The sequence below is a fragment of the Mesorhizobium sp. U510 genome, assembly GCF_059180695.1.
This window is the reverse complement of record NZ_CP180532.1, coordinates 6,140,594-6,158,161: the sequence shown is the minus strand read 5'-3', so window position 1 is coordinate 6,158,161 and position 17,568 is coordinate 6,140,594. Positions and strand designations below refer to the sequence as shown.

The 17,568-nt window shown below is 63.3% G+C and carries 18 protein-coding genes; 16 read left to right on the top strand and 2 right to left on the bottom strand.

Features of this window, described 5'->3' with window-relative positions:
- The first annotated feature begins 39 nt into the window (after positions 1-39).
- The 8 genes from ACLGL5_RS31855 (at position 40) to ACLGL5_RS31820 (ending at position 7,897) form a co-directional block, all read left to right on the top strand.
- Complete coding sequence (locus tag ACLGL5_RS31855) at positions 40-984, top strand: sugar ABC transporter substrate-binding protein (RefSeq protein ID WP_069092855.1); 945 nt, start codon at positions 40-42, stop codon at positions 982-984.
- 58 nt (positions 985-1,042) lie between these two features.
- Positions 1,043-2,047, top strand: a complete 1,005-nt coding sequence (locus ACLGL5_RS31850; protein WP_245307207.1) for an ABC transporter permease — start codon at positions 1,043-1,045, stop codon at positions 2,045-2,047.
- Positions 2,044-2,826, top strand: a complete 783-nt coding sequence (locus ACLGL5_RS31845; RefSeq protein ID WP_171903331.1) for an ATP-binding cassette domain-containing protein — start codon at positions 2,044-2,046, stop codon at positions 2,824-2,826. Before ACLGL5_RS31850 ends, ACLGL5_RS31845 begins: the two co-directional genes overlap by 4 nt.
- 10 nt (positions 2,827-2,836) lie before the next feature.
- Entirely contained in the window at positions 2,837-4,018 is a 1,182-nt protein-coding gene (locus tag ACLGL5_RS31840) for an aldose 1-epimerase family protein (protein ID WP_069092853.1), read from the top strand.
- Between the two features lie 85 nt (positions 4,019-4,103).
- Complete coding sequence (locus ACLGL5_RS31835) at positions 4,104-5,186, top strand: fatty acid desaturase family protein (protein WP_494372962.1); 1,083 nt, start codon at positions 4,104-4,106, stop codon at positions 5,184-5,186.
- Between the two features lie 27 nt (positions 5,187-5,213).
- Positions 5,214-5,525, top strand: coding sequence for a MocE family 2Fe-2S type ferredoxin (locus tag ACLGL5_RS31830; RefSeq protein ID WP_069092852.1), 312 nt, complete (start codon positions 5,214-5,216; stop codon positions 5,523-5,525).
- A gap of 31 nt (positions 5,526-5,556) precedes the next feature.
- Entirely contained in the window at positions 5,557-6,357 is an 801-nt protein-coding gene (locus ACLGL5_RS31825; protein WP_069092851.1) for a 3-methyl-2-oxobutanoate hydroxymethyltransferase, read from the top strand.
- Positions 6,358-6,853: 496 nt separating this feature from the next.
- A complete protein-coding gene (locus ACLGL5_RS31820; RefSeq protein WP_069092850.1) occupies positions 6,854-7,897 on the top strand; it encodes a LacI family DNA-binding transcriptional regulator in 1,044 nt (347 codons plus the stop codon).
- Between the two features lie 15 nt (positions 7,898-7,912).
- Here ACLGL5_RS31820 and ACLGL5_RS31815 read toward each other — a convergent pair whose 3' ends face one another.
- On the bottom strand, positions 7,913-8,944 hold the full coding sequence (locus ACLGL5_RS31815; protein WP_069092849.1) for an L-idonate 5-dehydrogenase: 1,032 nt from the start codon (positions 8,942-8,944) through the stop codon (positions 7,913-7,915).
- 14 nt (positions 8,945-8,958) lie between these two features.
- Positions 8,959-9,879 carry a 2-hydroxyacid dehydrogenase gene (locus ACLGL5_RS31810; protein WP_069093498.1) on the bottom strand — a complete coding sequence of 307 codons (921 nt, stop codon included), beginning with the start codon at positions 9,877-9,879 and terminating at the stop codon, positions 8,959-8,961.
- 174 nt (positions 9,880-10,053) lie between these two features.
- On the opposite strand from ACLGL5_RS31810, the gene ACLGL5_RS31805 reads away from it, so the two are divergent.
- From ACLGL5_RS31805 to ACLGL5_RS31770, 8 genes are all read left to right on the top strand, one after another.
- On the top strand, positions 10,054-10,791 hold the full coding sequence (locus tag ACLGL5_RS31805) for an SDR family oxidoreductase (RefSeq protein WP_069093497.1): 738 nt from the start codon (positions 10,054-10,056) through the stop codon (positions 10,789-10,791).
- Positions 10,760-11,338 carry a gluconokinase gene (locus tag ACLGL5_RS31800; RefSeq protein WP_069092848.1) on the top strand — a complete coding sequence of 193 codons (579 nt, stop codon included), beginning with the start codon at positions 10,760-10,762 and terminating at the stop codon, positions 11,336-11,338. The genes ACLGL5_RS31805 and ACLGL5_RS31800 overlap by 32 nt, the downstream gene beginning before the upstream one ends.
- Positions 11,335-12,219: an NAD(P)-dependent oxidoreductase gene (locus tag ACLGL5_RS31795; protein WP_069092847.1), complete on the top strand. Its 885-nt coding sequence runs from the start codon at positions 11,335-11,337 to the stop codon at positions 12,217-12,219. The genes ACLGL5_RS31800 and ACLGL5_RS31795 overlap by 4 nt, the downstream gene beginning before the upstream one ends.
- A gap of 78 nt (positions 12,220-12,297) precedes the next feature.
- Positions 12,298-13,794, top strand: a complete 1,497-nt coding sequence (locus tag ACLGL5_RS31790) for a sugar ABC transporter ATP-binding protein (RefSeq protein ID WP_069092846.1) — start codon at positions 12,298-12,300, stop codon at positions 13,792-13,794.
- A 19-nt stretch (positions 13,795-13,813) separates the two neighbouring features.
- Positions 13,814-14,869 carry an ABC transporter permease gene (locus ACLGL5_RS31785; protein ID WP_069092845.1) on the top strand — a complete coding sequence of 352 codons (1,056 nt, stop codon included), beginning with the start codon at positions 13,814-13,816 and terminating at the stop codon, positions 14,867-14,869.
- A 28-nt stretch (positions 14,870-14,897) separates the two neighbouring features.
- Entirely contained in the window at positions 14,898-15,833 is a 936-nt protein-coding gene (locus ACLGL5_RS31780) for an SMP-30/gluconolactonase/LRE family protein (protein ID WP_069092844.1), read from the top strand.
- A gap of 60 nt (positions 15,834-15,893) precedes the next feature.
- Positions 15,894-17,009 carry an ABC transporter substrate-binding protein gene (locus ACLGL5_RS31775; protein WP_069092843.1) on the top strand — a complete coding sequence of 372 codons (1,116 nt, stop codon included), beginning with the start codon at positions 15,894-15,896 and terminating at the stop codon, positions 17,007-17,009.
- 81 nt (positions 17,010-17,090) lie between these two features.
- Positions 17,091-17,435: a hypothetical protein gene (locus ACLGL5_RS31770; protein ID WP_069092842.1), complete on the top strand. Its 345-nt coding sequence runs from the start codon at positions 17,091-17,093 to the stop codon at positions 17,433-17,435.
- The last annotated feature ends 133 nt before the right edge of the window (positions 17,436-17,568 follow it).

The window sequence follows — 17,568 nt, the reverse complement described above, 5'->3', positions numbered from 1 at the left end:
GGCGCCGGCACTTGCACGATACGAAGTGGAGGAAACAAGATGTTGAAATTAGCATTGAAATTGGCGGTTGCGGCGACCGTGCTTGCCGGCGTCGCGTTCGGCTCGGCCGCGCAGGCTGCTGACGGCCAGAAGACGTTTTACCTGCTGTCGCATGGTGGACCTTCTGATGCCTTCTGGATCGACTGGAACGCCGGCGCGACCAAGGCGTGCGAGCAGCTCAAGGTGACCTGCAAGATCTCCTTCAGCGGCGGCGACATGGCGGCGCAGAAGGAGGCTTTCAACTCGGCATTGGCTGCGAAGCCCGACGGCATCGCCACCACCTCGGCGCAGCCCGGCCTGTGGACCGAGGAAGTGAAGGCCGCGAAAGCCGTCGGCATCCCGATCGTGTTCTTCAACACCGACGATCCGGCGACCGGACGCCAGGCCTATGTCGGCGCCGATCTGAAGGAGGCCGGCGCGATCTGGGCCAAATATCTCGTCGACCACAAGATGGTGAAGCAGGGCGACAAGGTGTTCCTGCCGGTGGAAGTTCCCGGCGCCAGCTACCAGCAGCTGGAAACCGAGGGCATCGCCAGCGTGTTCGACCCGTTGGGGATCAAATATGACGTCGTCGATTGCGGCACCGATCCGGCCGGCATCATCGCCAAGATGACCGACTATATGGTCGCCAACAATCCGCCGGCGATCATCGCGCTCGGCGATTCCGTGGCGGCCAGCGTCAAGCGGGTGTTCGACGGTGCGGGCGTGCCGGCCGGCAAGATCCCGGTCGTCGGCTGGGGCAACTCCAAGGAGACGGCGCAGGCCGTCAAGGACGGCTTCGTCAACGCCGCCGCCTGGCAGTATCCCTCGGCGCAGGGCTTCATGCCGGTGGCGCTGCTCGGGCTCGCCGCCTCGGGCGAACCGATCGGCTACGACATCCACACTTTCGGTCTCTACGACGCCTCCAGCGTCGACCCGATCCTGAAGCTTTACGACAAGAAGTGAGAAAGGCCGCGCCCGCTGCGAAAGCGGCGGGCGTCTTTCAAGCATGGTTCAAACAGTCATGACGATCGCCGCAGAAGACGAGATGCCTGTCGGGAAACGCAGATCGAGCCTGATACGCTCGCCGCAATTCTCCTCGCTCGTCATCCTCATTGTCCTGCTTGCGGTGTTCGCCATCGCTGACCGCAACTTCCTGTCGCCGCTCAACATCTCCAACATGATGGCGTTCCTGCCCGAGCTCGGCATCATCGCGCTCGGCATGACGCTGCTTCTGACGGCGGGTGAATTCGATCTGTCCGTCGGCGCGGTGTTCGGACTGGCGCCGGTGGTGGTGATGCTGCTGGTGCAGAACGGCGGCTGGGATATCGGCGCAGCCCTTCTGGCTGGGCTTGTCCTGTGCATCGCGATCGGCGCGATCAACGGGCTGATCGTCACCAAGATCGGAATTTCGTCTTTCTTGGTGACGCTGTCGATGCTCCTCGTCGTACGCGGCGCGGCGCTCTACATCACGCAAGGGTTTCCGCTGAAATCCTGGGACCAGCCCGGCTTCTTCGTGACGCTGCTGGCCGGCAGCTTCAATGTCGGCTCGTTCCGCTTCTACACCTCGCTGTGGTGGTTCATCGGCCTGTCGCTGTTTGCCATCTACATCCTGCGCTACGCCAAGCTCGGCAACTGGATCAGCGCCATCGGCTCCAATCGCAACGCGGCGGTGGCGCGCGGCGTGCCGGCGGACGCCGTCAAGATCTGGCTGTTCATCGCGACTTCGGTGCTGGCCGGTCTTGCCGGCATGATCAGCGCCTTCCGCATCTCCGCCGCCTCGCCGGTGGCCGGTACCGGCTACGAGCTGGAAGTCATCGCCATGGTGGTGGTCGGCGGCACGGCGCTGACCGGCGGGCGCGGCACCATCCTCGGCACCATCGTCGGCGCACTGATGCTGCGCGCCATCCGCAACGGCATCGTGCTGATCGGTGTGCCAGGGCTCGCCTATAACATCTTCGTCGGCCTCATCATCCTGGCCATGCTCATCCTGCACGCTCTGCTGCAGAAGAACGCCGCGAGGAGCTGACGATGGACGTGCTTCGGCTGCAGAACCTGCAAAAATCCTTCGGCAGCGTGCGCGCGCTGAAGAATGCCTCGCTCACATTGCGGGAAGGCGAGGTGGTGGCGCTGCTCGGCGACAATGGCGCCGGCAAATCGACCCTGATCAAGGCGATCTCGGGCGTGTTCCCCATCGACCGTGGCGATATCTTCGTGCGCGGCGAGAAGGTCTCGATCCGCTCGACCCGCGATGCGATGGACCTCGGCATCGAGACCATCCACCAGGACACGTCGCTGGCGCCGGACCTCAGCATCGCCCGCAACCTTTTCCTCGGCCGTGAGCCGGTCAATTTCGGCTGGCTCGGCGTGTTCGCGCCGCTCGATCTGGCGAAGTTGCGCAAGGCCGCTTCCGAACTGCTCAAGCGCGTCGGCATTTCGAAGAAGCTCGACGCCGATGCGCTGGTCTCGACGCTGTCGGGCGGCGAACGCCAGTCGATCGCCATTTCGCGCGCCATGCAGTTCGCCGCCAAGGTGATCATCCTCGACGAGCCGACCAACAATCTCGGTGTCGAGGAAACCCATGGCGTTCTGCGCTTCGTCAAGGAGGTGCGCGAGGCCGGCCATTCGGTGCTGCTCATCACCCACAACATCCACCATGTGTTCCAGGTCGCCGACCGCATCATCGTCATGCGCCGCGGCGAAATCGTTGCCGAACAGATCGTCGCCGACACTGACCTCTTGACCGTGGAAAGCATCATCACCGGCGCCGACATGTCGGCCTTGCTCAAGGAGGCGAGGGCAAAGTGAAGGGCGTCGCATGGTAGAGCTTTACGGCAAGACGCTGTCGCGAAGGCAAGTGGCCGAGCGGTCCGGCATGCTGTCGCAATTCGCCGGCGTGCGGCTGATGACGCTGGGCGACGGCGTGGAGCGCGGCATCCGCATGCTGGAATTCCGCACCGGTTCGGGCCTGCGCTTCACCGCGCTGGTCGACCGGGCGCTTGATATCGCCGATTGTGACTTCAAGGGTCAGGCGATCGGCTGGCATTCGCCGAGCGGCTTTCGTCATCCCGGCCTGCACGATTATGAGGGGGAGAGCGGGCTCGCCTGGGCACGCTCCTTCTCCGGCCTGCTTGTCACCTGCGGCCTCGACCATATACTGGGCCGCGAAGAGGTGCCGGCCGAAAACTACAACTACCCCGGCAAGAAGACCGTCACCCATTCGCTGCACGGCCGCGTCGGCACCATCCCGGCGCGGCTGACCGGCTATGGCGAGCGCTGGGACGGCGACCGCTGCGTGCTGTGGGCCGAAGGCATCATCCAGCAGGCGGCGGTGTTCGGCGAGGATCTGCATCTCATCCGCCGCATCGAGGCTGATGTCGGGGGCAACGAGATCCGGCTTACCGACCGTGTCGTCAATCACGGCTTCAACCGCACGCCGCATATGTATTTCTACCACGTCAATGTCAGCCATCCCTTGCTCGACGCGGGCTCGCGCTATCTGGCGCCGATCCGCGACGTCGTCTGGGCCGGCCATGCCGGCGAGCGCTACGAGGCGCAGAAGGTCGGCTACCGCACGGCGCCGGCGCCGCGAATGGGGTTCAGCGAGCAGGTCTGGCAGCATGAGATGGGTGCCGACGCAAAGGGGGAAGTGCCGGTGGCGGTGGTCAATGACCGGCTCGGCCTCGGCTTCGAAGTGGTGACGCGCAAGGATCAGCTGCCTTGCGCCTATCAATGGCAGAATTTCCAGGCCGGGCAGTATGCGCTGGGCATAGAGCCCTCGACCCATCATGTGCTCGGCGATCTCGCTGCACGTGACCGCGGCGAGATGATCTGGCTGGAGCATGGCGAAGCCCGTGCCTACGATGCGGTGTTTCGCGTGCTCGACGGTGCCGGCGAGATTGCAGCGGCCGAGGGCAGGATCGCGGCCATCGCCCGCCAGCCTGAGCAGGATTATCCTCAGCCTTCCGGCAGCTTTCCAAGACTGGTGGGCAGGGCATGAGCGATACCCTTATCCGGAGCAAGCCCTCCGGCCGGCGGACCGGATTGCCAGCGGTGCGTGACGATTGGAGGTCGATGTGACGACGATGGCAAAAAAGCGCGATTACAGCCTGGTCGGCGAAAGCACGCGGGCCGCGATCGAGACCGGCCTGGCCTCGGCCGAGTGGTACCACACCGACGTGCCGCGCAAGACGATGAAGGAGCTGATGCAGCGCTCGGACGGTCCGGCGATCCGCGACACCATCATCTGGCTCGCCGCCATCCTGGGCTCGGCCGCCGGCACCGTCTGGTTCTGGGGCTCGTGGTGGGTGGTGCCGTTCCTGTTCGTCTATGGCGTGCTCTACGGCTCGTCGAGCGACTCGCGCTGGCACGAATGCGGCCACGGCACGGCCTTCCGCACGCGCTGGATGAACGATGTCGTCTACCACATCGCGTCGTTCATGCTGATGCGCAATCCCGTGCAATGGCGCTGGAGCCACGCCCGCCACCACACCGACACCATCATCGTCGGCCGCGACGCCGAAATCGCCGTCATGCGCCCGCCGGATCTGTTGAAGGCGGCGCTCGCCTTCACCGGCATTCTCGATTTCCGCCATTCGCTGCCGACGCTGGTGCGCCAGGCCTTCGGCACGCTGTCGGAGGAGGAGAAGAGCTACATCCCCGAGATGGAACAGCACAGGGCGGTCGTCGCCGCCCGCTGGCACATGGCCGTGTACGTTGCGACGATCGCTTTCGCGATCGCGCTGGGATCGTGGGTGCCGCTGGTGCTAGTCGGCCTGCCGCGCCTCTACGGCACCTGGCATATGGTGATGACCGGCCTGCTGCAGCATATCGGCCTGGCCGACAATGTCGTCGATCACCGGCTCAACACCCGCACCGTCTACATGAACCCGATCAGCCGGTTCATCTACTGGAACATGAACTACCATGTCGAACATCACATGTTCCCGATGGTGCCGTATCACGCGCTGCCCAGGCTGCATGATCTGATCAAGCACGATCTGCCCGAGCCGAACCCGTCGATGTGGCATGCCTATCGCGAGGTTTGGCCGGTGCTGCTGCGGCAGCTGAAATACGAGGATTATTATCTCAAGCGCGAATTGCCGCCGACGGCCAGGCCCTATCGCGGCGAGTTCCACGAGGTCGATATGTCGGATGCGGCCGAATAGCGATCGCGACTTTTGCAGGAGACCGAGATGGCCGATTGGGTTGAAGCGTGCGCGGTGGACGATGTCGAGGAAGAGGATGTCATCCGCTTCGACCATGGCGGCCGCAGCTTCGCGGTCTACCGCTCGCCCGACGACGAGTTCTTCGCCACCGACGGCCATTGCACGCATGAGAAGGCGCATCTGGCCGACGGGCTGGTGATGGACGACATCATCGAATGCCCCAAGCACAATGGCCGCTTCAACTACAAGACAGGTGCCGCCAAGGGCGCGCCGGTCTGCGTTAATCTCGTGACCTATCCGGTCAGGATCGAGGCCGGTAAGGTGATGATCCAGATCTGACACATGGCAACCGATCCAGGGGGATGTTCCAATGAGCCGAAAGAGACCGTCCGTCGCCGATCTGCGCGCGATGAAGGGCAAGCGCCAGCTGACCATGTTGCGCGTGCTCAACCTGGACGAGGCGGAGGCCGCCGAGCGGGCAGGGGTCGATATCGTCTCGGTGCCGCCCGAACTGGTGCTCAACCCGCAATATCGCGATGCCGCGCCCACCCTGTTCACCATGCCGGGCGAGAATTTCTTCGAGATCGGCACGGCGGATGATTTCGTGCGCTGGGCCTTCCGGCTCTACAAGGCAAGCGCCGACGCGGTCTATTGCAGTGCCGGCTACGCCACGATCAAACGGATGGCGGACGATGCCATCCCCGTCATCGGCCATGTCGGCCTCATTCCATCGCGCGCCACCTGGACCGGCGGCTTCAAGGCTGTCGGCAAGACCGCCGATACAGCCCTCCAGGTTTTCGAAGCGGTGAAGCAGCTGGAGGCCGCCGGTGCTGTCGGCGCCGAGATCGAAGTGGTGCCGGTCGAGGTCGCCAAGGCGATTTCCGAGCGCACCTCGCTGATCATGCTGTCGATGGGGGCGGGCACCGGCTGCGACGCGCAATATCTGTTCGCCGACGACATTCTCGGCCAGAACCGGGGCCACATGCCGCGCCACTCCAAGGTCTACCGCAACTTCGCCGCCGAGTATGACCGGCTGCAGGCGGAGCGGGTGGCGGCGTTCTCCGAATATGTCGCCGACGTCAACAGCGGTGCCTATCCCGAGGACAGGCACGTCGTGCATATGGGCTCCGACGAGTTTGCGCTGTTCATGAAGAAGGTCGATCGCACTTAGCCACGCTTCCTCCCAAGAGCAGACAGCCCGCTTCCGGGCCCATTGCGGTCATCTTGGAACAGGACTCCGAAGGGCCGCGTATGTTCGCAAAGGAGGCATTAGGGTTAGCTAAAGTCGACTTTATGGCGTCACGGAACCATGCGGAACGATACGGGAAGACTTCTGATTTTTGCCGACGAAAAACTCAACAAAATCAATGTTCCTAAAACGCCGTTGCCAACCACCATTCAGTCCGCCAGTTTGGGCGCCTTTTTGACTGCCTCAGAACAGTGTCGACATTCCCGTAGGTTAGTGGCGGCCCAACCGAGGCTCATGATCATGACACAATTGGGCCTCGTGTGTGGCTGTTGTCTTGTCGATTTGGTATCGATAACATGCCTTTGCGTGAAATTGATTCCAATGGGTGGTTCATGAGCGATGCTGGACGCCGCAGAGACCGTGTGCCCGAGCGTCTAGGGCTTTCCTTGGGCAGACCGCAGCCGGCCGGTGGAGCGGCATGATGGCCAAGGCAGCCGCATCGAGGCCGGGCGAAAGCCACACGCCGACGATGGTCGACGTGGCGCTGCGGGCCGGTGTGTCGACCATGACGGTGTCGCGAGCCTTGAAAGAGGGCAGCCGGGTTTCGAAGGCAACGCGCGAAAAGATCATGACAGCGGTCAACGATCTCGGCTACGTGCTCGACCAATCGGCCGGCAGCCTGTCCTCGCGCAAGACGGGGTTCGTCGCGGCGATCGTCCCCTCGATCAACAATTCCAACTTCGCCGATACCGCGCGCGGCATCACTGACGAACTTGAAAGCACCGGGCTCCAGCTCCTGCTCGGCTACACCGACTACACGGTCGAGAAGGAAGAACAGCTGATCGAGGCGATGCTGCGCCGGCGGCCGGAAGGCATCATCCTGACCGGCGGCGCTCATACTGATCGCGCCCGCCGCCTTCTGAAAAGCGCCGGCATTCCCGTGGTCGAAACCTGGGAGCTGCCGGCCAAGCCGATCGATCAGGTGGTTGGGTTTTCCAACGAAGAGGCGATGGGGCTGCTGGTCAAGACGCTCGCCAAAAAGGGCTACCGGAAGTTCGGTTACATCGGCGGCACGACCTCGCGCGACACGCGCGGCAGCCAGCGGCGCGAAGGCTTCGTCAGGGCAATCGAGGAACTCGGCCTGCCGACCGGCCGCCTCGTTTCCTTCGGCGTGCCGCCGATCTCCATCGAGCAGGGCGGCCAGGCCGTCGTCAGTATGCTGGAACGCTGGCCGGACACCGAGGCAGTGCTTTGCGTCTCGGATCTTTCGGCCTTTGGCGCGCTGATGGAATGCAAGCGCCGTGGCATGCGGGTGCCGCAGGACATCGCCATTGCCGGTTTTGGCGACTATGAGGTCGCCGCCTTCTGCCATCCCGGCATCACCACCGTGAATGTCGACTGCTATGGCATCGGGCAACAGGCTGCCCGAAGATTGATCCAGGTGATCCGCGGTGACGGCAAAAGGCACGGCCAGGAAATCGTTCTGACCGGCTACCGCGTCGTCGAGCGCGAAAGCACCTGACGTTGCGGTGTCGGTTCAGAACGCGATCTGGACCTTCATCGCTTTGTTGCGGTCGCCGGCGATCTCGAAAGCCGCAACTGCCTCGTCGAGCGGATAGATGCCTGATAGTAGCGGTTTGACATCCACCCGGCGGTGATTGATCAGGTCGACGGCGAGTGCGAACTCGTCGTGGAAGCGGAAGCTGCCGCGAATCTCGATCTCCTTGGCGACGATGAGATTCTGGGGGATAGATACGTCGCCGCCGAGACCGAGTTGCATCAGCACGCCGCGCGGCTTCAGAACATCGAGGCCGGCCCGCACGGCGCGTTCGTTGCCGGAGGCTTCGAACATGACGTCGAAACTGCCCTTGTCGACATTGTAGGCCGCCAGCTTTTCGCCGCTGGTCGCGACATTGATGGTGCGGTCGGCGCCGATCTCCAGGGCCTTTGCCAACACGCCGTCCATGACATCGGTGGCGACGATTTCGCGCGCGCCGTGGGCTCTGGCTGCCAGGATGCAAAGCGCGCCGATCGGCCCGCAGCCGGTGACCAGAACGCGCTTGCCGAGGAGCGAGCCGGCGCGGTTCATGGCATGCAGCGTCACTGCAAAGGGCTCGGCGAAAGCAGCTTCGTTGATGGAAACGTGGTCGGCTATTCTGTGGCACTGCCACGCTTCGGCGACCAGGCGCTGGCGGAACGCGCCCTGGATGTGCGGCATTGGCATGGCGCTGCCGTAGAAGCGCATGTTCAGACACTGGTTCTGCATGCCTTGCAGGCAGTAGCGGCAGGCATTGCAGGGACGGCTGGGCGAGATGGCGACGCGGTCGCCTATGGCAAGCGCCGAAACGCCATCGCCGATGGCCTTCACCGTGCCGGCGACCTCGTGGCCGAGGATCATCGGTTCGCGCAGGCGGATCGTACCGAAGCCGCCATGGTTGTAGTAGTGCAGATCCGAGCCGCAGATGCCGCCGGCTTCGACTGATATCTCCACCTGCCCATCGCCGAGGACGCCCGGATCGGTCTCCTCTATTCTCAGGTCCTTTGCCGCGTGGATGACGATCGACTTCATGATGTGATCCTCTCTCAGGCGACCGGCGTCAGCAAGGTCCGTCCACTGAAATGAGCCGCGAGGTTGTCGCGAACCAGCTGACCCATGGCCTTGCGCGTCTCCACCGTGCCGCTGCCATGGTGCGGTTGCAGCACGACATTGGAAAGTTTTCCGAAGCGCTCGTCGATTCTCGGCTCGTTCCAGAACACGTCGAGCCCGGCGCCCTTGATCGCACCGGATTCCAACGCGGCGAGCAGCGCCGTTTCGTCGACCGTGCTGCCGCGCGCGATGTTGATCAGGATGCCGTCCGGCCCGAGCGCTGCCAGAACCTCTGCATTGACGATGTTTTTGGTGCCTTCGCCACCGGCCAGCGTCACCATCAGGAACTCGCTCCGACGCGCCAGCTCGACCAGATCGCCGACGAAGTCGTAAGGCAGCTCGTCGTGTTTGCGGGTGCCGAAATAGGCGATCTCGCAGTCGAACGCAGCCGTGCGCCGGGCCACCGCCTTGCCGATGCGGCCCATGCCGACAATGCCCAGCCTTTTTCCGTAGACGCGCGTGACCAGCGGCATGTTGGCCTTGCGCCAGCTGCCGTCGCGCACATAGGTGTCGGCCTGCGGAATCTGGCGCGCCACGGCGAGCAGCAGCCCGATGCCGATATCGGCCACATCCTCGGTCAACACATCAGGCGTGTTGGTGACGCGGATGCTGTTTTCCCTGGCGTAGGCCAGGTCGATGGCGTCGGTGCCCATACCGTAGCAGGAGACGATTTCGAGCTTCGGCAGTTTTGCCATCAGCGCAGCACTGGCGCCAAGTTCGCCGCGCGTCGCAATGGCGCGGATGGCATCCGCATGACTTGATATCAGCGCGTCCTTGTCTTCGGCCTGCCAAAGCTTGTGGACGCGATACTTCGCTTCGAGGTCTGCCATGTCCCAGTCCGGATAGGGGCCGGTCATCAATATGTCGGTCACTGCATCGTCTCCTCGCCAAGTGAATTTTTTCCATTGACTATGTTATCGATAACATTCATGTCAATAGGCACTGGCGGCGGCGCGGCGGAAATCGTATCCCGCTTCAGGGACATTCCTCGGGAGGAGCACTTGAGCAGTTCGTTGTTCGATTTGACCGGCATGCGGGCGTTGGTCACGGGGTCGGGGCAGGGCATCGGCCTGGCGCTGGCGGAGGGGCTGGCGCAGCACGGCGCCGAAATCGTGATTAACGGCCGCAGCGCAGAAAAAGTCAAAGCAGCCGCGGATGCGCTGGCGGCGAAGGGATACAAGGCCCATAGCGCCGTCTTCGACGTCACCGATCACGCGGCGGTAGCGGATGGCGTTGCCGAGATCGAGACGACGATCGGCGCCATTGACATCCTTATCAACAATGCCGGCATGCAGTTTCGCATGCCGCTCGAGGATTTCCCCGCCGACAAATGGGACGAGTTGCTGCGTACAAACATCTCAAGCGTGTTCTTCGTCGGGCAAGCGGTGGCGCGGCACATGATCCCGCGCAAGCGCGGCAAGATCATCAACATCGCTTCGGTGCAGAGCGAGTTGGCACGGACCAACATTGCGCCCTATACGGCCACGAAAGGCGCGGTGCGCAACCTGACGCGCGGCATGTGTGCCGACTGGGCCAAGCACGGGTTGCAGGTCAATTCCATCGCACCGGGCTACTTCAAGACGCCGCTCAACCAGGCGCTGGTCGACAATCCCGAATTTTCAGCCTGGTTGACCAACCGCACGCCGGCGGGACGCTGGGGCGACGTCGGCGAACTGGTCGGCGCGGCGGTGTTCCTGGCCGGACCGGCCTCATCCTTTGTCAATGGACACACGCTCTATGTCGACGGTGGCATCACGACCTGTCTTTGAACCCGCACTCATCGTCGTGATGGGCGTCAGCGGCTGCGGCAAGACCAGGGTCGGTGTCGAAATCGCCGCGCGGCTTGGTCTTGCCTTCGTCGAAGGCGATACGCTGCATCCACGCAGCAATGTCGAAAAGATGTCGGCGGGCATCCCGCTTGCCGATGAGGATCGCTGGCCCTGGTTGGATCTGGTCGGTGCAGCCTTGCGCCAGGCGCGTGAGGAGGGCCACGGGCTGATCGTCTCTTGCTCGGCGCTGAAGAAGTCCTACCGCGATCGGCTTCGCCATGCGGCGGGCGGGCCGCTGTTTTTCGTCTTCCTGGAGGGGTCGCGCGCACTGCTGCAAGCCAGGCTCGCCGCACGCCGCGACCACTTCTTCCCGCCGGCGCTGCTCGACAGCCAGTTCGCCGCGCTGGAACATCCTGGCGAAGAGAAGCTGGTGGTCACCGTGGACGTCGACGCCCCGGTCGACAGCATTGCCGATGTGGCGTTGAAGGGCCTGGACGCCTTTGGGATCGCCCCTGCCAGGATCAAGGAAAGAGGCTCGTTGAGATGACACAAGCTGCAAGAGTCGCCGTTGTCGGCGCCGGCATCATGGGATCCGCAATCGCCACCCGCCTGATCGAGACCAAGCAGGCGGTCACCGTGTTCGATCTGGACAAGGCAAAGGTTGCTGCCCTGACCGCGAAGGGTGCGTCTGCCGCAGCGTCGGTCGCCGAGGCAGTGCAAGCGAGCGACTTCGTCATCCTGAGCCTCAACCATGCCGATATCGTGCGTTCGGTGGTGTTCGGCGATGCCGGTGTCGCGGCTGCGGCATCGTCCGACAAGCTGCTGATCGACATGTCGTCGATTGACCCGGCCGACACCGCGCAAATGGCGAAGAAACTGGCGGCCGAGACGGGCATGAAATGGCTCGATTGTCCGCTTTCAGGCGGCGTTCCCGGCGCGCTGGCCGGCCGGCTGACCGTCATGGCGGGCGGCGAGGCGGCAGACTTCGAACACGCGCGTACGGTGATGCGGCATCTCTGCGCCAACTACACGCTGATGGGGCCGAGCGGGGCAGGGCAGACCACCAAGCTGATCAACCAGCTTTTCTGCGCGGTGCTGTTCCAGGCTGTTGCTGAAGCCGTGAAACTCGCCGAAGCCGGCGGCGTCGATCCGAAGGCAATCCCGGCGGCACTCAAGGGCGGACGCGCCGATTCCAGCATCATGCAGGAGTTCATGGCGAAGTTTGCCGCTCGCGATTTTTCAGCGACCGGTCGCATCGACAACATGCTCAAGGACCTGGATTCGCTGCAGGCCTTTGCGCTGAAGACCAAGACGCCGATGCCGATGACCGGGCAGGTGGTCGAGATCCACCGCCTGCTCTGCGCGGCTGGATTGGGGCCCGGGGATTCTGCCGAAATGATGCGCCTGCTCGACGGCAAGACCAGCTAAGCTAAGTGCCAAATTTGTCGCTTGACGCTCAGAAATGTTATCGATAACATCCTTTGGCGATCTCGGGAGGAACGCTTTGTGTCTGAGGAAAAACTGATCGAGTTCAAGTCGATTACCAAGGAGTTCGGCGGCACCCGCGCGCTCTCCGACGTGTCGCTCGATCTGCATAAGGGCGAGATCCTGGCACTGCTCGGCGAGAATGGCGCCGGCAAGTCCACGCTGATCAAGACGCTCGCCGGCATCTACCGTCCCGATGGCGGCAGCATCCTGTTTCGCGGCGAGCCCTATCATCACCGCCCGCCGCGGCCGAACCAGCGCCAATCCGTCGCCTTCATTCACCAGGATCTCGGTCTGATCGAATGGATGACGGTCGGCGAAAATGTCGGCCTCGCGCAGGGATTTTCGCTGCGCTCCGGTCTCATCGACTGGCGTTCCACCGAAAAGCGGGCGCACGAGGCGCTGAAGCTGGTCGGCTGCGATTTCGATCCGACGACGCGTGTACAGGATCTGACGCGCACCGAGAAATCGCTGGTCGCCATCGCTCGCGCTCTGGCCACCGAGGCCGATGTGCTGGTGCTCGACGAGCCGACCGCCAGCCTTCCGGCTGACGAGGTCGACCGCCTGTTCGACGCCGTCCGCCCGCTCAAGCAGCGTGGCGTCGGCATGATCTATGTCTCGCATCGCCTCGACGAGATCTTTCGCATCGCCGACCGCGTCGCCGTGCTGCGCGATGGCAGGTTGGTTGGCCAGAAGAAGGTCGCCGACACCAGGCCGGACGAACTGGTCGAGATGATCGTCGGCCGTCCGGTCAGCCAGGTTTTCAGCAAGGCCCAGACGCAGGCCGGCGAGACGGTGTGCGCCGTCCGCGACCTGGTCTGTGCCGGCGCAGGGCCGGTGTCGTTCGATGTGCGCAAGGGTGAGCTGCTCGGCCTGGTCGGACTGCGTGGCGCCGGGCAGGAACTGGTCGGCCGGGCGCTATTCGGCTGCCAGCCTTTTTCCGGCTCGGTGACGATCAATGGCGTTTCGCCCGATCTGTCGAGTCCGATCGCGGCGATGTCGGCCGGCGTCGGCCTCATCGCCCGCGACCGGACCGAGGAATCCATCGCGGCCTCCTTGTCGATCCGCGAAAACAGTTTTCTCAATCCCGGCGCCGGCAAGCGCGGCCTGTTCTCCTTTCTGGCGCCACACAAGGAGGCCGCCCTGGCGCAAGTGATCGGCGGCTCGGTCGGGCTGCGCCCCAACGATCCGAACCTGCCGATCGAGGCGTTGTCGGGCGGCAACCAGCAAAAGGTGGTCGTCGGCCGCTGGCTCCACACCGGCCGCACCTTGCTGATCGCCGAGGATCCGACGGCCGGCGTCGATGTCGGCGCCAAGGCCGAGATTTACCGGTTGATCGGCCGGGCGCTCGAAGCCGGCCTCGCCGTCGTCGTGGTGTCGACCGATTTCGAGGAGATTGCCCATATCTGCCACCGCGCCTTGGTGTTTTCGCGCGGACAGATCGTGCGCGAACTCACCGGCGACAAACTGACCACATCCGCCGTCATCACCGCGGCATCGGCTTCCGAAGCCGCCTGATTTTACTGGGAGCGAGTTCATGCAATCGATCGAATCCAGCGCACTCGAACCGACCCGCGGCGAAATGGCGGGTTTATCGTTGGGGCAGAAGATCATCCGGCTGCTGCCGGTGTACGGGCTGGTGATCCTGACGGCGCTGCTGATCCTTTTGTTTTCGATCCTGCTGCCGAACACGTTTCCGACGCTGCTCAATTTGCGCTCGATCATTTCCGACAAGGCGATCATCGCGCTGCTGTCGCTGGCGGCGATGATCCCGATGGCGTCCGGCCGTATCGACCTCACCGTCGGCTATGGCATCGTGCTGTGGCACATCCTCGCTATCAGCCTGCAGACCATGTTCGGCGTTCCGTGGCCGCTGGCGGTGATCATCGTGCTGCTTCTTGGTGCTGCAACCGGCTTCCTCAACGGGCTGCTGGTCGAAGTCGCCCGAATCGACTCTTTCATCGCCACGCTCGGCACCGGCACCGTGCTCTACGCGCTGGCGCTATGGCACACTGGCGGCAGGCAAGTGGTTGGCGTGCTGCCGAACGGGTTCTACGCGCTGAACGGCACGATGGTGTTCGGGTTGCCCATCACCGGCCTCTATGTTTTGGCGATTGCCGTCGCGCTGTGGATCATCCTCGAATATCTGCCGATCGGTCGCTACGTCTATGCCATCGGCGCCAACCCGAAAGCCGCTGCGCTGAACGGCATTCCGGTGCGCCGTTTCGTCATCGGCGCCTTCATCTCGTCGGGTTTCCTGACGGCGCTGACAGGCGTGCTGCTTGCCTCCAAGCTGCGCATCGGCCAGGCCAGCGTTGGGCTGGAATATCTGCTGCCGGCCCTGGTCGGCGCCTTTCTTGGTTCAACCACCATCAAGCCCGGGCGCGTCAATGTCTGGGGCACGATGACCGGCGTCATCATCCTGGCGGTCGGCATTTCCGGCATCCAGCAGTTCGGCGGCTCGTTCTTCGTCGAACCGCTGTTCAACGGCGTGACGCTGCTCGTCGCCATTGGCATCGCCGGCTACGCCCAGCGCAAGCGCGGCGCGGCGCACAGGGGCAGGACCAAGACCGACACGCAGTCCTCGAAGTGACCTGCCGAACCCTTCCGGGAACAATGGAATGAGCGACTACGAGATTTTGGACGATCGCTTCCGAAAGCTGACGATCGGGCATGCCAAGCTCGAACGGCTGTGGACCGGCAGCCGCTGGGCCGAGGGGCCGGTCTATGTTCCCTCAGCAAGGCATTTGCTGTGGTCTGACATCCCCAACGACCGGTTGCTGCGCTACGACGAAAGCGACGGCTCGGTCAGTGTCTTCGAAGCCAGTTGCAACAACCAGAACGGTCACACGCTCGATGGTGAAGGCCGTGTCGTCGCTTGCGAGCATCGCGGCCGGCGCATTTCGCGCCTCGAGCATGATGGGCGTTGGCAGCCGCTTGTCGAAACCATCGACGGCAAGCGGTTCAATTCGCCGAACGATGTGGTGGTCAAATCCGATGGGACGATCTGGTTCACCGACCCGGTCTACGGCATCGACAGCCATTACGAAGGCATGATTGCCCGGCCGGAGATCGGCGGGTCCCATGTCTACCGGTTCGACGAAGTTACCGGTGAGGTGGGTGCGGTCATCACCGATCTTGCGCAGCCGAACGGGCTGGCTTTTTCGCCCGACGAGAACATCCTCTACGTGTCGGATACCGGCGCAAGCCATGTGCCCGGCCTGCCGCGTGCGATCAAGAGCTATGATGTCACCGCGGATGGCCGCTCGCTGCGGTCGCGCGGCACCCTGGCCGAATGCGAGGCAGGATTCTTCGACGGGTTCCGCGTCGATCGCGATGGCAACATCTGGGCCTCTAGCGCCGATGCGGTTCGCGCCTACGCGCCGGACGGGACGCTGATCGGGCGTATTCTGATTCCCGAAATCGTCTCCAATTTGTGCTTCGGCGGTCCGAAGCGCAACCGCCTCTACATCACCGCCCAGACGTCGCTCTATGCCATCTATGTCAACGCGCATCCCGCCGGTTTGGGCCCGGTGGCTGGGCATATCAGCCAGTGACCCGGCGCGAAGTCGAGTTCCGGAAGACCAAATTTTTTTGAAACCAAGGGAGGTACCAACATGCAACGCAGAACATTTTTGAAATCATCCGTCGCCTTGATGGCCATCACAATCGCTGCTCCGGTCCTGTTCGCCGGCCAGGCACGGGCGGATGCGATGGCCGACGCCATGGCGGTGGTCGAAAAATATGCACAGAAGGTCACCGCCTGGGACGGCCCGACCACCGGTCCCAAGGCGCAGCAAGGCAAGACGATCGTCGTGCTCGCCGGCGACCTCAAGAACGGCGGCATTCTGGGCGTCACCAATGGCGTCGAGGAAGCGGCCAAGGCGATCGGCTGGGAGGTCAAGGTGATCGACGGCGCCGGCTCGATCGGCGGCCGCACCGCTGCTTTCGGCCAGGCCATGGCGCTGAAGCCGAATGGCATCGTCATCAACGGCTTTGACGCGGTCGAGCAGGCGCCGGCGCTGGAACAGGCGAAGGCCGCCGGTATCCCGTTGGTCTCCTGGCATGCCGGACCGGTGATCGGGCCCGACGAGAAGAACGGTGTGTTCGCCAACGTCTCGACTGATGCCATGCAAGTTTCCACGGCCGCGGCCGACTGGGCCTATGCCGATGCCAAGGGCAAGCCCGGCGTCGTCATCTTCACTGATTCGACCTACGCCATTGCCATCGCCAAGGCCGACAAGATGAAGGCGGAGATCGAGCGGCTGGGCGGCAAGGTGCTCGAATATGTCGACACGCCGATCGCCGAGACCTCGCAGCGCATGCCGCAGCTCACCACCTCGCTGTTGCAGAAATACGGCGATGCCTGGACGCATTCGCTGGCGATCAACGACCTCTATTTCGACTTCATGGGGCCTTCGCTTGCCGCCGCCGGCAAAGCCGGAACCGACGCACCGATGAATGTCGCCGCCGGCGACGGTTCGGAATCGGCCTATCAGCGCATCCGCGCCGGCCAGTTCCAGAAGGTGACGGTCGCCGAACCGCTCAACCTGCAGGGCTGGCAACTGGTCGACGAATTGAACCGCGCCATCGCCGGCGAAAAATGGTCGGGCTACCTGTCGCCGCTGCATGTGGTGACGGCCGACAATGTCGAGTTCGACGGCGGCCCGAAGAATGCCTTTGACCCAGAGAACGGCTACCGCGACCAGTACAAGAAAATCTGGGGCAAATAGATGCAAGAAGGCGGGCGTATCACCTGATGCGCCCGCAAAGCCGACAGACATCTCAAGCGCACAAAGTCAGGAAAGCCTGCCATGATCATTCGCTACGCCCTCTTCGAAGGTGAAATCCATCCCGGACAAGAGAGCGAATTCCGGCGCTTCGTCAGGGACAGGCTGGTGCCGCTGTGGACGCAGTTTCCCGGCGCCGAGGAAGTGCGCGTTCTCGACGGCACGGTGCGCGACGAAGGTGCGCCCACCTACGCGATGGCGCTGGCAATTCGTTATCCCGACATGGACGCCTGCAGCCGGGCGCTTCAATCCGACGTAAGATTTCAAAGTCGGGAGGTCACCGGTGAACTGCTGAAGATGTTCACCGGCCGCGTGCATCACCATGTTTTCGAGGCAAATGAGTACGCACCGGTCTGGTTGGGATCTTGATCGGCAACGCTCTCAATTGCTGCGATCGGCGAATGCCGGTATCGGTGGTTGCAGGTCCATGATTTGAACCTGCGGACCAGACGTCGGCCATTGGCCGCGGGACCGTACGGAACGATACGGAAAGCTTTCTGAT

What these genes read in the sequence shown, in the direction of transcription:
- ACLGL5_RS31830 (WP_069092852.1), top strand. Translation starts at nt 5,214, where the DNA reads ATGGCCGATTGGGTTGAAGCGTGCGCGGTGGACGATGTCGAGGAAGAG.
- ACLGL5_RS31795 (WP_069092847.1), top strand. Translation starts at nt 11,335, where the DNA reads ATGACACAAGCTGCAAGAGTCGCCGTTGTCGGCGCCGGCATCATGGGA.
- ACLGL5_RS31850 (WP_245307207.1), top strand. Translation starts at nt 1,043, where the DNA reads ATGACGATCGCCGCAGAAGACGAGATGCCTGTCGGGAAACGCAGATCG.
- ACLGL5_RS31780 (WP_069092844.1), top strand. Translation starts at nt 14,898, where the DNA reads ATGAGCGACTACGAGATTTTGGACGATCGCTTCCGAAAGCTGACGATC.
- ACLGL5_RS31820 (WP_069092850.1), top strand. Translation starts at nt 6,854, where the DNA reads ATGATGGCCAAGGCAGCCGCATCGAGGCCGGGCGAAAGCCACACGCCG.
- ACLGL5_RS31800 (WP_069092848.1), top strand. Translation starts at nt 10,760, where the DNA reads ATGTCGACGGTGGCATCACGACCTGTCTTTGAACCCGCACTCATCGTC.
- ACLGL5_RS31815 (WP_069092849.1), bottom strand. Translation starts at nt 8,944, where the DNA reads ATGAAGTCGATCGTCATCCACGCGGCAAAGGACCTGAGAATAGAGGAG.
- ACLGL5_RS31810 (WP_069093498.1), bottom strand. Translation starts at nt 9,879, where the DNA reads ATGACCGGCCCCTATCCGGACTGGGACATGGCAGACCTCGAAGCGAAG.
- ACLGL5_RS31785 (WP_069092845.1), top strand. Translation starts at nt 13,814, where the DNA reads ATGCAATCGATCGAATCCAGCGCACTCGAACCGACCCGCGGCGAAATG.
- ACLGL5_RS31855 (WP_069092855.1), top strand. Translation starts at nt 40, where the DNA reads ATGTTGAAATTAGCATTGAAATTGGCGGTTGCGGCGACCGTGCTTGCC.
- ACLGL5_RS31825 (WP_069092851.1), top strand. Translation starts at nt 5,557, where the DNA reads ATGAGCCGAAAGAGACCGTCCGTCGCCGATCTGCGCGCGATGAAGGGC.
- ACLGL5_RS31775 (WP_069092843.1), top strand. Translation starts at nt 15,894, where the DNA reads ATGCAACGCAGAACATTTTTGAAATCATCCGTCGCCTTGATGGCCATC.
- ACLGL5_RS31835 (WP_494372962.1), top strand. Translation starts at nt 4,104, where the DNA reads ATGGCAAAAAAGCGCGATTACAGCCTGGTCGGCGAAAGCACGCGGGCC.
- ACLGL5_RS31770 (WP_069092842.1), top strand. Translation starts at nt 17,091, where the DNA reads ATGATCATTCGCTACGCCCTCTTCGAAGGTGAAATCCATCCCGGACAA.
- ACLGL5_RS31805 (WP_069093497.1), top strand. Translation starts at nt 10,054, where the DNA reads ATGCGGGCGTTGGTCACGGGGTCGGGGCAGGGCATCGGCCTGGCGCTG.
- ACLGL5_RS31840 (WP_069092853.1), top strand. Translation starts at nt 2,837, where the DNA reads ATGGTAGAGCTTTACGGCAAGACGCTGTCGCGAAGGCAAGTGGCCGAG.